The organism is Kitasatospora sp. NPDC040550, from assembly GCF_055594965.1.
Map to the genome: position 1 here is coordinate 432,346 of NZ_JBVIWC010000004.1, position 16,135 is coordinate 448,480.

General features: G+C 74.4%; 9 protein-coding genes. 3 read left to right on the forward strand and 6 right to left on the reverse strand.

The features are described from left to right. Positions 1 to 97: 97 nt before the first annotated feature. Positions 98 to 2,005 carry a non-ribosomal peptide synthetase gene (locus ACZ58X_RS09455; RefSeq protein WP_470333059.1) on the forward strand — a complete coding sequence of 636 codons (1,908 nt, stop codon included), beginning with the start codon at positions 98 to 100 and terminating at the stop codon, positions 2,003 to 2,005. Then, positions 2,002 to 2,928: a TauD/TfdA family dioxygenase gene (locus tag ACZ58X_RS09460; protein WP_470333060.1), complete on the forward strand. Its 927-nt coding sequence runs from the start codon at positions 2,002 to 2,004 to the stop codon at positions 2,926 to 2,928. The genes ACZ58X_RS09455 and ACZ58X_RS09460 overlap by 4 nt, the downstream gene beginning before the upstream one ends. A 92-nt stretch (positions 2,929 to 3,020) precedes the next feature. Here the strand turns inward: ACZ58X_RS09460 and ACZ58X_RS09465 are convergent, their stop codons facing one another. Further along, positions 3,021 to 3,218: a TetR/AcrR family transcriptional regulator C-terminal ligand-binding domain-containing protein gene (locus ACZ58X_RS09465; protein ID WP_470333061.1), complete on the reverse strand. Its 198-nt coding sequence runs from the start codon at positions 3,216 to 3,218 to the stop codon at positions 3,021 to 3,023. Between ACZ58X_RS09465 and ACZ58X_RS09470 the strand changes: the two genes are divergently transcribed. Beyond that, a complete protein-coding gene (locus ACZ58X_RS09470; RefSeq protein WP_470333062.1) occupies positions 3,217 to 3,510 on the forward strand; it encodes a hypothetical protein in 294 nt (97 codons plus the stop codon). The two genes, ACZ58X_RS09465 and ACZ58X_RS09470, sit on opposite strands and share 2 nt — an antisense overlap. Before the next feature lie 70 nt (positions 3,511 to 3,580). On the opposite strand, the gene ACZ58X_RS09475 is transcribed toward ACZ58X_RS09470, so the two are convergent. From ACZ58X_RS09475 to ACZ58X_RS09495, 5 genes are all read right to left on the reverse strand, one after another. After that, on the reverse strand, positions 3,581 to 4,276 hold the full coding sequence (locus ACZ58X_RS09475; RefSeq protein WP_470333063.1) for a formyltransferase family protein: 696 nt from the start codon (positions 4,274 to 4,276) through the stop codon (positions 3,581 to 3,583). 48 nt (positions 4,277 to 4,324) lie between these two features. Further along, on the reverse strand, positions 4,325 to 5,629 hold the full coding sequence (locus ACZ58X_RS09480; RefSeq protein ID WP_470333064.1) for a cytochrome P450: 1,305 nt from the start codon (positions 5,627 to 5,629) through the stop codon (positions 4,325 to 4,327). Next, the gene (locus ACZ58X_RS09485) at positions 5,626 to 7,422 is read right to left on the reverse strand and encodes a beta-ketoacyl synthase N-terminal-like domain-containing protein (RefSeq protein WP_470333065.1); all 1,797 of its coding nucleotides are present in this window, start codon (positions 7,420 to 7,422) and stop codon (positions 5,626 to 5,628) included. Before ACZ58X_RS09485 ends, ACZ58X_RS09480 begins: the two co-directional genes overlap by 4 nt. A 63-nt stretch (positions 7,423 to 7,485) precedes the next feature. Beyond that, positions 7,486 to 9,330, reverse strand: coding sequence for a non-ribosomal peptide synthetase (locus ACZ58X_RS09490; protein WP_470333066.1), 1,845 nt, complete (start codon positions 9,328 to 9,330; stop codon positions 7,486 to 7,488). Then, a complete protein-coding gene (locus ACZ58X_RS09495; RefSeq protein ID WP_470333067.1) occupies positions 9,327 to 15,350 on the reverse strand; it encodes an acyltransferase domain-containing protein in 6,024 nt (2,007 codons plus the stop codon). The genes ACZ58X_RS09490 and ACZ58X_RS09495 overlap by 4 nt, the downstream gene beginning before the upstream one ends. Positions 15,351 to 16,135: the final 785 nt, after the last annotated feature.

Below are 16,135 nucleotides of genomic sequence, written 5' to 3' on the forward strand. Positions count from 1 at the left end.
CGGTCGCCCAGCCGTGCAGTCGAGCAGTCGAGCAGTCGAGTCAACTCGCCGAACGACCCGGGCCGGACCGGGTCGTGGGAGGAATGAGGAGTCCGCGTTGCAGGCCGAGCAGAACAGAGCCGAGCCCGACAGAGCCGAGCCCGAGAGGGCCGATCACGACAGCACCGCCGCACCGGGCGGAACGGCGGAACGGCTGGCCGAACTCTCCGCCGGGCCCGCCGTCCCGGCGGCCGAGCCGGTGTACCGACGCTTCGCGCGCTGGGCCGAGCGGGACGGCGGGCGGCCCGCCCTGCTGACCGGCATCGGCGACCTCGACTACGCGGAACTGGACAGCTGGGCCGGAGAGTTGGCCGGTCGGCTGCACGCCGTCGGGGCCCGGCCGGAGCAGCGGGTCGCGATCTGCCTGCCGCGCTCGCCCGCCCTGGTCGCCGCGGTGCTCGCGGTGCTGCGGGCCGGTGCCGCCTTCGTGCCGCTGGACCCGGAGTGGCCGAAGGAGCGGATCCGGGCCGTCCTCGCGGACGCCGAGCCCTGCGGCGTCATCGGCGACGCCCGGACCGCCGGGCTCCTCGCCGGCCAGGCGGTCCCGGTGCTGGACGTGGACCACGGCGGCGGTCGCCCGCTGGAGCCGGTCGCGGTCCGACCGGACCACCTCGCCTACGTGCTCTACACCTCCGGCTCCACCGGCCGGCCGAAGGGCGTCCTGATCGAGCAGCAGGCGCTCGCCAACTACGTGGACCACGCCGCCCGCGCCTACCTGACCGGCGACCCCGCGGCCGAGGGCGCCGCGCTGCACACCCCGCTCACCTTCGACCTGACGCTGACCGGCCTGCTCGCCCCGCTGGTCACCGGTGCCGGCGTCCGGATCGTCCCGGACGGCCAGGGGGTCGACGAACTGGCCGAACTGCTGCGCCAGGGCGTCCGGTTCGACCTGGTCAAGCTCACCCCGGCGCACCTGCGGATGCTGGAGCACGCCCTCCCGCTCTCCTTCCACACCCCCGAGGTGGGCACCTTCGTGGTGGGCGGGGAGGCACTGCCGACCGAGCTGGTGCGCCCGTGGCTGGAGCGGATGCCGCAGCTGCGGGTGGTCAACGAGTACGGCCCGACCGAGGCCACGGTGGGCTCCTCGGCCGCCTTCGTGTCCGACCCGCTCCCCGCCGGACCGGCCGTGCCGATCGGCCGGCCGATCTCCAACGTCCGCCAGTACGTGCTGGATCCGGATCTGGGGATCGCCGGGGTCGGGGTCGCCGGGGAGATCCACATCGGGGGAGCGGGCGTGGCGCGCGGGTACGCGGGACTGCCCGGCCCGACCGCCGGGCACTTCGTCCCCGACCCGTACGGGCCGCCCGGCAGTCGGCTCTACCGGACCGGCGACGCGGGACGCTACCTCGCGGACGGCTCGGTGGAGTTCATCGGCCGGCTGGACGACGAGGCGAAGGTGAACGGCCACCGGGTCAGCCCGGGGGAGATCGAGGCGGTGCTCCAGCGGCACGAGCAGGTGGCGGCCGCGGCCGCCGTGGTCCGGGACGTCGGGGAGACCCGGCGGATCATCGCCTTCGTGACCGGCCGGCCCGGGGCGCAGCCGCAGGCGGAGGAGATCAGGGCCTGGACCCGCGAGGTGCTGCCCGGCTACCTGGTGCCCTCGGTCGTGGTGCCGGTGGAGGCCCTGCCGTTGACCGCCAACGGCAAGGTGGACCGCTCCCGCCTCCCGGACGCCCCCGTCGAGGGCTCCGGCCCGAGCGCCCCGCCGGTCACCCCGCTGCAGCGGGCGCTGGCCGGGATCTGGCAGGAGGTGCTCGGCCTGGACGAGGTCGGCATCGACGACCACTTCCTGGACGTCGGCGGCGACTCGGTCGCCACCCTGCTGGTGGCGGGCCGGGCGGCGAAGCTGGGCATCCGGCTGGAGAGCCGGATGCTGCTCGACCACCCGACGATCCGCTCGCTCGGCGCGGCCCTGGAGGACGGGCCGGAGTCCGCGCGGCCCGCGTCGGCGGTGAGCGCCCGATGACGCTCCCGTACCGGATCGAGCCGGACCGGGCGTCGACCCTGCTGGTCGACCACGCCCGGCGGCACCGCGCGCGGATCCGGGAACTCGTCCGCAGCCACGGGGCCGTGCTGCTGCGCGGCTTCGCGCTGCGGGGCGTCGAGGACTTCGAGGAGACCGTCCGCCGGCTGGCCGGCCCGCCGCTCCCGTACCAGGAGAAGTCGTCCCCGCGCAGCCGGATCCAGGGCGGGGTCTACACCTCGACCGAGCACCCGGCCCGGGAGGAGATCTTCTTCCACAACGAGAACTCGTACCAGGCCTCCTGGCCGATGACGCTGTTCTTCCACTGCGTCCAGCCGCCCGCCGACCGCGGCGCGACCCCGCTGGCCGACTGCCGGGAGATCCTCCGGCTGCTCGACCCGGAGGTGCTGGCCGACTTCACCCGGCGGCGCTGGATGCTGGTCCGCAACTTCGGCCCCGGCTTCGGCCTGCCCTGGCAGGACGTCTTCGGGACCACCGACCGGGGCGAGGTGGCGGCCTACTGCGCGGCCAACCGGATCGAGCCCGAGTGGCTCGACGACGGCACCCTGCGCACCCGGGTGGTCCGTGACGCCGTCCGGACCCACCCGGAGACCGGAGAGCCGGTCTGGTTCAACCACGCGGCCATGTTCCACCTCTCCACCCTCTCGCCCGGCCTCCGGGCCGGCCTCGAAGCCCTCTTCGCCGTCGAGGAGTTGCCCAACAACACCTACTACGGCGACGGCGGCCCGATCCCGGACGACGTGATGGCGCACGTGCGGGACTGCTACCGCAAGGCCTCGACGCGCTTCGACTACCGGGAGGGCGACGTCGTCATGCTCGACAACATGCTGACCGCCCACGCCCGCGAGCCCTTCACCCCGCCCCGCCGGGTCGCCGTCGCCATGGCCGAGCCGTTGAGCGGCTGAGCCGTCGAGTGGCTGAGCCGTCGAGTGGCTGAGCCGCCGGAGTGCCGGGCGGTCGGAGCGCCGGGCGCTCGGACGGCCCGGTCCGGCGGGCGTCAGCGCAGCAGGGGCAGGAAGAGGGTGTCGACGATCTCCTCCAGGGCGTCGTCGGGCGCGGGCGCGAACGTGGTGAGGATCTGGAGGCGCAGCAGGTCGAAGGGGAGCGACTTGAGCCGGGGGGTGAGCCTGGCCGGGTCGACCTCGCCGCGGGCGGCGGCCCTGTTCGTCCGCGGGCTCGCGCTGGGCGCCGCCATGATCGCCCCGGCCGGGGCCGCCTTCGTCGGTCTGGAGCGCGCCGAGATCCCCGACGCCAGCATCATCACCAGGGTCGCCCAGCAGATCGGCGGCTCGGTGGGCATCGCGCTGCTCACCGTGGTGCTCCAGCACGGCACCGGCGGCGACCGCACCCCGGTCGCCCTGGCCCGGGGCTTCGACCAGGCCTTCTGGTGGTCGGTGGCGCTCACCGCCGCCGCGGTGCCGCTCTGCCTGCTGCTGCCCGGCCGTCCCGAGGCCGAGGGCACCGCCCGGGCCGCTGCCGGGGACTGACGCGCCGCAGGCCGTCGGCCCCGCCCGCCGTTCGCCAGGGGGCGGGGCCGACGGCCTGCGGCGTGCGGGCTCACTGCTCGTGCAGTGCCCACCTGCTGCCGTCGACCCGCGCTGTGCCCGGCAGCGCGATCAGCTCGGGCTTGAACAGCGGTGGCGCGCCCATCGCGGGCTCCCAGGTCGCCAGCGACTCGTCCTGCGGGACCTCGATCCGCCGGTCGGCGGCCAGGTCGGCGACCACCTTGAGCAGCAGTCGCACCCCGAGCGGCGCCAGGTGGTCGCGCCACAGGCTCTGCACGGTCGAGCCCGGCGGCACGAACAGGTGCTGCTGGGCGGCGATCGGGCCGGCGTCGGTGCGCTCGGTCAGGTGGTAGACGCTCCCGCCGGTCACCTTGTCGCCGTCCCGGATCGTCCACCGGATCGCGTCCCGGCCTCGGTGCAGCGGCAGCAGGCTGGGGTGGTAGCCGATGGTGGCGACGGTGGCCCGGGCGCGGGTCTCCCGGCCGAGGAAGGCGTGCGAGTGCGCGGCGAGGATGACGTCCACCCCGTCCGGGACGTGCCGCGCCCGCAGTTCGGCCGAGTCCGTCCAGGGGATGTCCCTGGGGAACGCCCAGGACCGCACGCGGTCCCAGCACATCGCGTCGGCCTCGTCGGACTTCCCCTTGCGCAGCCGGGGCGCGGCCGCGCCGACGATCTTGTGCCCGCTGTCCAGCAGGGCCTCCGCGACCTGCACCGCGAACGCCCCCTGTCCCGATAGGTAGATGTTCATCCGTCCTCCTGCGCTCACTGGTCGGGTCTCGGTGTCGGCGGCAGCGCGTCAGTCGGCCCCTTCCGGTCCGGCTGCCAGCCCGGCGCGGTCCGGGTCGAAGCGCACCGGCAGGGTGGCGAACCCGGTCAGGAAGTTGGAGCGGATCGGCCGCGGCTCGGCGGTCTGCTCGAACCCGGTGGTGAAGTCCCGCAGCGCCCTGAGCAGTTCGGCGATCTCCACCTTGGCCAGGTAGGAGCCCACGCAGAAGTGCGGGCCGTACCCGAAGGCCAGGTGCTTGTTGGGGGTGCGGCCGAGGTCGAAGAGCCCGGGCCGGTCGAAGACCCGCTCGTCCCGGTTGCCGGAGGCGTGCCAGAGCGTGACGATCTCGCCGGGCCGCAGCCGTACGCCGTGCACCTCGGTCTCCCGGACGACGCTGCGCCCGAAGTGCAGGGTGGGCGAGGCCCAGCGCAGCACCTCGTCCACGGCCGTCCCGACCTCGACCTCGCCCCGCTTGAGCCGCTGCCACTGGTCGGGCCGGGCCGCCAGGGTGCGGACGCAGTCGATCATCGTCAGCCGGCTGGTCTCGTCGCCGCCGATGATCAGGCTGTAGCAGTTGAGCACCACGTCCTCGTCGGTCAGCGGCACGCCGTCGACGGAGCTGGCGATCAGCATGCTGATCACGTCCTCGCCGGGGTGTTCGCGGCGCTCCTCGACGACGTCCATGAAGTACATCAGGATCTCGTTGCGGGCCATCTCGGAGTCGACCTCGTCGACGTCCTCGTCGTCCGCCGACAGCGCCGTCCTGGTCAGGTCGAGCAGGAGGTCCTGGTCCCGCTCGGGCACGCCGAGCAGGCTGCAGATCGTGGTCATCGGGATCCGGGCGGCGATCCGCTCGGCGAAGTCGCAGCCGCCGGACTCGACCGCCTCGCGGATCCACCGCCGGGTGTTGGCCCGCACGGTGACGGCCACCTCGTCCAGCACCCGGGGGGAGAGCACCCGTTGCAGGATCTTGCGCAGCTCGTGGTGGCGGTGCCCGTCGGTGACGGCCAGCATCCGGCCGGCCCCGGCGTCGCCGCCCTCCAGCAGGGTGACCAGAACGTTGCCGCGCTCGGAGGTGAAGTGGGTGTCGTCCCGGTAGGTGGCCAGGATGTCCTCGTGCCGGGAGAGCACCCAGAACCCGCGCCGGCCGTCGACCGGGGGGTTCCAGTGCAGTGGCGAAGTGTCGCGCAGGGTGCGCCAGTACGCGTCGAGGTCGAGGTCGGGGTCGGCGAAGGTGGCCGGGTCGCCCAGGTCCACGGCGGCCGGGGCCGGGCTCGGGCCTGGTGTCGGGGCCGGGGCCGCTGTCGAGGCCGGGCCCGGGGTGCGCACGGTCACCAGTCCGTGCGCCAGAACCGGCGCGGCTGGAACGGGTAGGTGGGCAGCGGCACCCGGTGGCTGGCCTCGCCGCGGTGCAGTGCCGCGAAGTCCGCCGACCGGCCGCCCACCCAGGCGGCGGCCAGCTCGGCCAGTGCCCCGGCGTCCCGGCCGGACGGCACGATCCCGGCGTCGGTGCGGGCGAAGGCGTCGGAGTCGGACGCCGGGACGGCGGCGGCAGCCGTGGCGGTCGAGGTGACGACGCCGCCCGTGGGCTCACCGGCGAGCGCCGCGATCAGCTCCTCCCGGCTGCGCACCACGGCCGCCCACCGGCGGGGCAGCACCTTGCGGCCGAGGTTGAGGCTGTAGCAGACGTCGTCCAGCCGCAGCCCCGGGTCGGCCGCCAGCCGCTCCCGGAGCCGGCCGCGCTGGCGGGCCAGCGCCTCGTCGTCCAGGGCGGACAGGGTGGCCAGCCGGGGCCGGCCCGCCTCCTCGGGCTCGCGCCGGGCGGGGGCCGGCGGCTCCTCCAGCAGCAGGTGGGCGTTGTAGCCGCCGCCGCCGATCGAGGTGATGCCCGCCCGGCGGATGCCGGACTCCGGCTCCCAGTCCGCCCCTTCGAGCTGCGGCACGAACGGTGTGCCGGGCAGGTCGAGGTCCGGGTTGACCTCGGTCAGGTTGATCGTCGCCGGGAGCTGCTGGTGATAGAGCGCCAGCGCGGCCTTGACCGCCCCGAAGCCGCCGGAGACCACGCCGCCGTGGCCCACGTTGCCCTTCACCCCGCCGATCGAGGTGGTCGCGGTCTGCTTGCCGAAGGCCATGGTCGCCGCGTGCACCTCGAGCTCGTCGGTCATCGGCAGGCCGAGCCCGTTGGCCTCGTACATGCCCACCGTCTCGGGGGCGACGCCGCCGACCTCCATGGCGCTCGCGATGCAGGCGCTCAGCCGCTCGGGCTGGGCCAGGCCGTAGGCCATCGCGCTGACCCCGTTGTTGTTCACGGCCGTGCCCTTGACCACGGCGTAGACGTGGTCGCGGTCGGCGACGGCGTGCCCCAGCGGCTTGAGCAGCACGGTGACCACGCCGCTGGACAGCGCGGTGCCGGTGCCGTTGGCGTCGAAGGGGCGGCAGTGGCCGTCCCGGGAGAGGATCCGGTTCTCCTCCCACAGGTGGCCGCGCGGGTGCGGCAGCCGCACCATCGCCCCGCCCGCGACCGCCAGGTCGGTCTGGCCGAGCAGCAGCGACTGACAGGCCAGGTGCACCGCGTAGTGGAAGCCCGCGCAGACCGCGGCGACGGTGACGGCCTCACCGGTGAGCCCCAGGTAGTACAGGGCGTTGGAGGTCATGGTGTCCGGCGACCAGGCCAGGCTGGCCTCGATCGCCTCCGGGCCGACCGACACCCGGTCCGGCGGGGAGCTGTAGAGCGCGGCGGTCTGCGGGTTGTTGGCGCCGTACATCCCGATCTCGGCGTCCAACCGGTCCGGGTCGTAGCCGCCGTCCTCCAGCGACTCCCAGGCGCTCTCCAGGAACAGCCGGTTCTCCGGGGTCATCGCGGCGGCCATCCGGTCGCTGATGCCGAACACCGACGGGTCGAACCTGTCGTAGGTGTCCAGCACGCCGCAGGCGCGCACGTAGAACGGGCTGTGGATCAGGGTCTCGTCGACGTGGATGTCGTCCTTGGCCAGGAAGGAGATCGACTCCCGGCCGTGGACGAGGTTGTCCCAGAACTGCTCCTTGGTGCGGGCGCCGGGGGCCCGTAGCGACATGCCGATGACGGCCACGTCGCCCGGGTCGTAGTCCTGCTCGGGGCGGTCGGTCATGGAAGGCTCCTGCTCCGTTGCGGGTGGGGGCGGCTCGGTGGTCGGGGCTCAGTTCTCGGTCGCTCAGCCGTCGGTGCCGGGGCGGTCGGTGGCCGGGCGGCCGCGCAGGGCCGCGCGGCGGGCACCGGCCCGGCGGCGGGCCGACTGGACCACCTCGGGGGTGGCGCCCTCCTCCTCGTCGAGCCAGCGGGCGAGCGAGGCGATGTCGCGGAAGCTGAACAGGTCGGGCACCCGGACCCGCCGGTCGAAGCGACGGGTCATCAGCCGGGCCAGCCGGATCAGCAGCAGCGAGTCGCCGCCGAGGTCGTAGAAGGCGGCCTGGACGTCGATGCCGGACGGTTCGAGGTCGAGCAGCTGCCCCCAGATCTCGGACAGGGCGATCTCGGTGGGCGTGCCCGGCGCGGTCGTCGGCCCGCCGGTGCCGGCGGCCGGCGGCTCGGGGAGCGCGGTGCGGTCCAGCTTGCCGCCCGGCCCGAGCGGCAGGGCGGGCAGCACCACCAGGGTGGCGGGCACCAGGTAGTCGGGCAGCTCGGCGGCCAGCCGGGCGGTGACGGCGCCCTGGAGCGCCGGGTCCAGCCGGGGTCCGTCCGGGGCGGGGCCGTCGTCGCCCGCGGGCACCACGTAGCCGACCAGCCGGTTGCCGCGGACGGCGGCGGCCGCCTCCCGGACCTCGGGGCAGCCGGTCAGCCGGGCCTCGACCTCCTCCAGCTCGATCCGGTAGCCGCGCAGCTTGACCTGGTGGTCGGTGCGGCCGTGGAAGCGCAGCTCGCCGCCCTCGGTGAACTCGACCAGGTCGCCGGTGCGGTACATCCGCCCGCCCGGGTGGAACGGGTCGGGCAGGAAGCGCTCGGCGGTGGTCTCCGGCCGGTTGACGTAGCCGTGCGCGACCCCGGCGCCGCCGAGGTACAGCTCGCCGGGGGTGCCGGCCGGGACCGGCCGCCGCTGCTCGTCCAGCACGTACACCAGGGCGCCTTCGGTCGGCGGGCCGATCGTCGGCTCCTCGGCCGACTCCTCGGGGACGAGGCCGAAGGAGCAGAACACGGTGCCCTCGGTGGGGCCGTAGGCGTTGAACACCCGGGTGGCGGCGGTCTCCCGGTACGTCCGGTCGACCAGCTTGCGGCGCAGCGCCTCGCCGCCGAACACCACGGTGCGCAGGTTGGGCGGCAGCGCCCCGGCGTCGAGCAGGCCGTTCATCACCGACGGCACGGCGTTGAGGTGGGTGATCCGGTCGGCGTACCGGCTCTCCGGCAGGTGCACGGCGCTCTCGACCAGCACCACGGCGCCGCCCCGGCACAGTGCGTTGAAGATCTCCATCACGGACATGTCGAAGCAGACCGAGCTGGCCGCCGCGACCCCGCTCAGGTCGCAGCCCTCCAGGACGCGGTCCATCGCGGCGAGCATCGCCACCGCGCCGCCGTGCCGCACCGCCACGCCCTTGGGCCGGCCGGTGGAGCCCGAGGTGTAGATGACGTACGCGGTGTCCCCGGGCACGACCGGGACGGGCTTCGCGCCCGGCTCGGTGCTCACCGCGGCGCCGTCCAGCACCAGGACGGTCGGGCCGGGCGGGCAACTCGCCCGGGAGGCGGGGGTGGTGAGCAGCAGCCGGGTGCCGCTGTCCTGCACCATGAGGCCCAGCCGGTCGGCGGGGTAGTTCGGGTCCAGCGGCAGGTAGCAGGCGCCGCTGCGCAGCGCGGCCAGGATGCCGACCAGCAGCTCGGGGGTGCGTTCCACGCAGATCCCGACCGGGACGCCCGGGCCGGCCCCGGCGGCGGTCAGCCGTTCGGCCAACTCGGCCGAGCGGCGGTCGAGTTCGCCGTAGCTGAGGACGCCGGCCTCGGCGTAGACGGCGGTCGCGTCGGGGTTCTTGGCGGCCAGTTCGACGAAGGCGGAGTGCAGGGTTTCGGTCACCGGTCCGTCTCCTCGGGCAGGCCGGCCGGGGCGACCGCGCCGAGGGCGAGGTCGGGCCGGGCGATCGAGTCGAAGAGCACGGTGCGGTACAGCGCGAGCAGTGCGGTCACGGTGTGCCTTTCCAGGTAGCTCGGTTTGAACTGGACGTGGCCGGCCACCTCGCCGTCGATGTCGGCCATCGAGATCTCCAGGTCGAACTTGGCGAGGTGCCGGCGGACCTGGAGCGGTTCGAGCGGCAGCGCGCCGTCCGGGGTGAGGGTGGAGCCGACGCCGTGGAAGAGCTTGACGGAGCGGGGGAAGGCGTCCGAGGACAGCCAGTTGACCACCACGTCGAACCACGGGGAGCGGCCCTCGGCGCGCGGCGGCCGGAGCCGGGAGGCCAGCAGGTCGAGGGGGTAGTTCATGTGCTCCAGCAGGCCGAGCGAGAAGTCGTGCACCTCGCGCAGCAGGTCGCGGAAGCTGCGGTCGGCGGCCGGGTTGGCCCGCACCAGCACGGTGTTGAGGTAGTAGCCGACGGCGGACTCCCAGCCGGGCTCGGCCCGTTGGGCGATCGCGGTGGCCAGCACCGCGTCCTCGGTGCCGACCGCGCGGTTGAGCGTGGCGAAGAACCCGGCCAGCACCACGGTGCTGATCGACACTCCCTCGCGCAGCGCGAACTCCCGTAGCAGCCGGCTCTCCTCGGCGCTCCAGCGGAACGCCAGGTCGCGGCCCTCGTAGGTGACGCCCGGCGGCCGCTCCCGGTCGGACAGGTCGAGGTGGGCGGGCGGGTCGGCGAGCTTCGCCGACCACCAGTCCAGCGCCGCCCCGGCGGCCGGCCCGGCCAGCCACTGCCGCTCCCACTCGACGAACTCGGTGTACGGGGCGGCCGGTGCGTCGGCCGCCGGGTCGGCGCCCTCGTAGAAGGCCTGGAGTTCGCGGATCATCACGTCGGCGGAGGCCGCGTCCGAGGCGATGTGGTGGACCAGCACCAGCAGGTAGTGGTCGGCCGGGCCCCGGCTCAGCAGGACGACCCGCACCAGCGGCCCGTTGTCCAGGTCGAGCGGCCGGTGCCCCTGCCGGGCCAGCTCCTCGCGGGCCTGCTCGTGGTCCAGCGCGGAGCCGTCCAGCACCAGGAACTCGTACACCGGTTCGTCCAGCACGACCTGGTACGGCCGCCCGCCCGCCTCGACGAAGAGGGTGCGCAGCGCCGGGTGGCGGGTCAGCACGGCCCGGACGGCGCGCTCCAGGGCCTTCTCGTCGACCGCGCGGCGGACCCGGGCGGTCACCATGAAGTTGTAGGGGACGGCGTCCGGCGAGACCATCTGCATGAACCAGAGCGAGGCCTGACCGTGCGAGGCGGGGGCCAGGGTGAGGCCGAGGCCGTCGGCGCGCAGCTGCTCCAGGGCCGGCGCGTCGGTGGCGTCCAGCAGGCCGCGGGCGTCGAGTTCGTCCAGCAGTTCCTCGGCGTCCAGGTCGGAGAGCTCGTCGAGGAAGGCGTGGTCCGGGCCGGCGTGCGGCCGGGGAGCGGGTGGCGGCGCCGTGGCGGGAGTCGGAGCGGGCGCGGGCGCACCGCCGTCGGTGAGCTCGACGAAGTGGCCGACCACCTCGGAGATCGGGCGGCCGTCCAGGAACACCACCGGCGACACCCGGTGCCCGAACAGCGCCTGCATCCGGTTGACCAGCCGGATCCCCACCATCGAGTCGAGGCCGAAGTCGCGCAGACAGGCACCGGTGTCGAAGCCGTTCACCGGCACGCCCAGCGCGTCGGCGAGTTCGGCGAGGACGGTCTCCGCCACCGGCCGGGCCGCGGGCTCGGGTGTGGCCCGTACCGCGGCCGCGGCCGCGGGCGCGGTGGCGGTGGAGGTGGAGGTGGCGGCCGGCGGAGCAGCCGGGGCGGACGCGCGGGCGGGCTGCGGCTCGGTGTCGATCCAGTAGCGCTCCTTCTGCCACTGCACCAACGGGGTCTCCACCGGCTCGACGTCGTCGTCGAACAGCGGGTCGAAGGTCAGCGGCAGGCCCCGGACGTACAGCGAGGCGGCCGCGCCCAGCAGGCAGCGCAGGTCGCTCTCCTCGCGCCGCAGCGAGTTGACCGCGTGCACCCGCGCCCCGCGGGTGAGGGCGATCTCCTCGACCGCGCCGCGCAGCGTCTCGTGCGGGCCGATCTCGACGAAGGTGGCGACGCCCCGGTCGACCAGCGCCCCGATGGTCTCGGCGAAGCGGACCTGGTTGCGCAGGTTGTGCACCCAGTAGTCCACGTCGGTGGGCGGGTTGACCGCCCCGGCCAACGCGGTGGAGTGGAAGTCGATGACGGGCGGCAGCGCGCTGATGCCCTCGATGCCCTCGCGCAGCGGCTGGAGCAGCGGATCCATCCCCGGACTGTGCACCGGCCGTTCGACCCGGATCCGGCGGACCGACACCCCCTCCCGCCGCAGGTCGGCCTCCAGGGCGTCGACGGCCTCGGGCGAGCCGGAGACCGCCGCGCTGGTGGGGCTGTTGACCACCGCGACGGCCGCGTGCGCGGCGTACGGGGCGAGCCGGGGCAGCAGCTCCGCCTCCGGCAGGTCGACCGAGATCATCGCGCCCTCGGCCGCCTTGCGTTCCAGCAGGTGCGAGCGGGTGACCACGACCCGGGCGGCGTCCTCCAACGACAGCGCCCCGGCCACGCAGGCGGCCGCGACCTCGCCCAGGCTGTGCCCGACCACGGCGGCCGGCTCGACGCCGAGCCCGAGCCAGACCTTCGCCAGCGACACCTGGAGGGCGAACAGCACCGGCTGCTGGACGTCCATCTCCTCGTACCGGGCCCGCTCGGCCGGGGCGGCCAGCTGCTCCAGCACCGAGCAGCCGCCGGCCGCGCGCACGGCGGCGTCGCAGGCGGTCATCGAGGCGCGGAACCCGGCGTGGGAGCGCAGCAGTTCACGGCCCATGCCGACCCACTGGGTGCCGCCGCCGGAGAACACCAGTGCCACCCGGCGGTCGACGTTCCCGGAGACGGTTCCGGTGACCACCTCGGGGTGCGGCCGGCCGGACGCGACCCGGGCGAGGCCGTCCAGGACGTCCTGCCGGCTGCGGGCGAACAGCGCGATCCGGTGGTTGTGGTGGGTGCGCCGGGCCGCGAGGGTGTACGCGAGGTCGGCGACCCGCAGGCCCGGGTCGCGTTCGACGTGGTTGGACAGTTCGCGGCAGGTGTCGGCCAGCGCGCCCGCCGTCCGGGCCGTGACGGGCACCAGGTGCAGCCGGCCCTCCGGCGCGGGGTCGGCCTGGCCGGGGGCGGTGTGCCGGCCCCGGTCACCGGCCAGGAACGGGTGCGCCGGGACGGGCAGTCCGGCGGCGTACAGCGCGCCGAGCGAGCCGAGCAGGGTGACGGCCTCGTCCTCGCCGCGCCGCAGTGAGGGCAGGGTGGCGGCGGGGAGCAGCTCCGACACCGACTTGAGCAGCAGCGGGTGCGGGCTGAGCTCGATCACCGCGTCGACGTCGTGCTCGCGCAGTCCGGTCAGGGCGTCGACCACCCGGATCTCCCGGCGCAGGTTCTCCGCCCAGTAGTCCGGGCCGAGTTCGGCGCCGTCGACGGCCTCGCCGGTGACGGTGGAGATCATCGGGATCCGGGTGCTCCGGGGGCGGATGCCGTCGAGTTCCACCTTCAACGGGGCGAGTACGTGGTCGACCAGCGGGGAGTGCGGGGCGTGGCCCATCCGCACCCGGTGGTTGGTGACGCCCGCGTCGGTGAGCCGCCGGACCAGGCCGTCGATCTCCTGCGGGGTGCCGGTGACCAGGGTGGAGCGCAGGCCGTTGCGGCCGGACAGGGTGAGCCCGCCGGTCAGGTACGGCTCGACCTCCTCCGGGGCGGTCATCACCACGATGCCCTCGCCCCGCCCGACGGCCAACTGCTGGAGCAGCCGCCCGTGGTGGGCGGCCAGCCGGGAGGCGTCGTCGAAGTCGAGCGCGCCCGCCACGTGGGCGGCCGCGAACTCGCCGACGCTCTGCCCGACCACGACGTCCGGCTCCACACCCAGCGCGCGCCAGGTCTCGGCCAGCGCGACCTGGAGGGAGAACAGCAGCGGCTGGAACACGTCCATGTCGTCGAGGCGGCCGTCCGGGGAGAGCAGCTGCTCGACCACCGAGAAGCCCAGCAGCTCCCGCATCCGCCGGTCGGAGCGCATCATCGAGCGGCGGAACACCGGCATACCGGCCAGCAGCCGGCGGCCCATGCCGACCCACTGGGAGCCGTTGCCGGAGAACAGGAACGCCACCCGCGGGCGGCGCCCGGCCGCCTCGCCCGCACTCAGCCCGCGGGCCGGCGCACCGGCGCCGAAGGCGTCCAGCTGGGTGCGGAGTTCGGCCAGGTCACAGGCGGCGGCCGCGAGCCGGAACGCCCCCTCGCCGGGTGCGCGGCGGCACAGTTCGCGCAGGTCGGTGGCGTCGCGCAGGGCCCGGGCCCGTTCGGCCAGCGCCTCCCGGGAGTCGGCGGCCAGCAGCAGCAGGGAGCCCTCGGGGCGCGGCAGTTCCTCCACGGCGACGTGGCAGATCGCGCCGCCGAAGCCGAAGGAGCTGACCCCGCCCCGGCGCGCGTCGGAGTGCCGCGGCCAGGGCGTCAGCCGGTCCTGGACGGTCAGCCGGTACTCGTCGAAGAGGATCTGCGGGTTCGGCGTGCTGTAGTGCAGGCTCGGCGGCAGCACGCCGTTGCGCATCGACAGCGCCAGCTTGACCAGCCCGACGATGCCCGCGGCCGCCTCCAGGTGGCCGACGTTGGACTTGACGGAGCCCAGTCGCAGCGGCTCGCGGCGGTCGCCGCCCAGGACCGCGCCGATCGCATTGGCCTCGATCGGGTCGCCGAGCGGCGTCGCCGAGCCGTGGCACTCGATGTAGTCCACCAGGTGCGGATCGATACCGGCCCGCCGGTACGCGGTGCGCAGCATCTTCTCCTGCGCCTGCGGGTTCGGCGCCGTCATCCCGTTGCTCAGGCCGTCGTTGTTGGAGGAGCTGCCCTTGATCAGGCAGTACACCGGCAGGTCGCGCTCCAGGGCCACGCTGAGCGGGGCGAGCACGACGACACCGGCGCCCTCGCCGCGGACGTAGCCGTCGGCCCGGGCGTCGAAGGACTTGCACCGGCCGTCCGGGGCGAGCGCGCCCATCGCCGCCATCGCGGTGTAGTAGTCGGAGACGAAGCTCAGGTTGACGCCGCCGGCCAGCACCAGGTCGCTCTCGCCGAGCTGGATCGACTGGCAGCCGACGTGCACCGAGACCAGGGAGCCCGCGCAGGCGGCGTCGATGGCCATGCTCGGGCCCTGCAACCCCAGGACGTAGGAGACCCGGTTGGCGATGATGCCGTCGTGCATGCCGGTCGCCGTGTGCGGGGTGATCTGGGCGTCGGGCCCCCGGTAGTGCGCCAGGGCGGCGTAGTCGCCCCAACAGGAGGCCATGAACACCCCGGTGTCGCTGCCGAGCAGGGTGTGCGGGGCGATGCCCGCGTCCTCCAGCGCCTCCCAGCACAGCTCCAGGACCAGCCGCTGCTGCGGGTCCATCTGGACGGCCTCGCGCGGCGAGATGCCGAAGAACAGCGGGTCGAAGCGGTCGATGCCGTCGACGAACCCGCCCCAGCGGACCGCGTCGTTCATCAGCGCGCGGCGCGCGGCCGGCACCGGTCCGACGGCGTCACCGCCCTCCACCAGCAGCCGCCAGAACGCGGACGGGTCCGGACCGCCGGGGAAGCGGCAGCCGATGCCGACGACCGCGACCGGCTCGTGCGTGCGGGTGCCGCGCTCGGCGCCCCGGGCGGGCCGCGCCTCGCGCGGACCCTCGACCAGGGCCCGGGCCAGCTCGCCGACGGTCGGGTACTGCCAGAGCCAGGTGGCGGGGACGGCCCGCCCGAGGAACTCGGACAGCTCGGCGGCGAGCGCCACCGACCGCGCCGAGTCCAGCCCGTACCGGTGCAGCGGGGCCTGGGGGTCCAGGGTGTTCGCGGACACGTCCAACAGTTCGGATACGCGGGAGAGCAGGAAGTCCGTGACGGCGGACAGGTCCGGCACCGTGCGTTCGTGGGGCATGGCGACTCCCTGGGCAGGGCGGAAGGAAGGGGTGGGGGAAGGGGTGGGTGGGTCGGAACTGCCCGGTCGGCCGGTGGGAGGGCGCGGACGGGCGACCGTCCGTCCGTCTGTCCGGCCGGACGGCTCGCGACAGCCTGATTCAGCCGCGTGCGGAGGTGCGGATCAGCGGCTCGAACCGCTCGGATCGGCTCGGGTGATCACGCAACAGCGGCCCACTGTGAAGTTCTCGCCGACGCGTGCGGCGCCCGCCGACCGGTCCGCCGGCGCTTTCGTCGCCGGGGGTTCCGCGGCGCTGGTGTCCCGGTCCGCCCTGGATGCGGAGGTCGATCGGAAGGTCGATCGGGTCTTGCGCAACGAGTGTGCGATCTGTGCGAATCGATGAGCTGCGGATCACCGGGTGTTTACCGACCAGCGGGTATGAGAGTGCCACTTGGCGATTGGTGAGACAAGCGTCGTCTGCGAGCCGGTCCGGGCAGTGGCGGGATCCGATCGCCAAAGTGTCCGATTCGACCTGCCCGATCGACTGTCCCCGGTCGAACGACCGATGGCGGATGAACCGCTCTACGGTGGGGTTTCGTTCGCGCGCGATACAGCCAACAAGCCTTTAAAGCAAGGGAGTTGGGCGGCCTCCCCGTTGCCGTGCGGATCGCGCGGGGTGGACAGCGGACGATCGGCCCGGGCAAGCTGACCCCCATGCCAGTTGCGAGTCCTGAGACAGCGTCAGCCAGTGTCGACCGCTCCTTAGCCCCTCGGCGCCAGGTGCTTGCACCGCCCGGTGCAGTGCG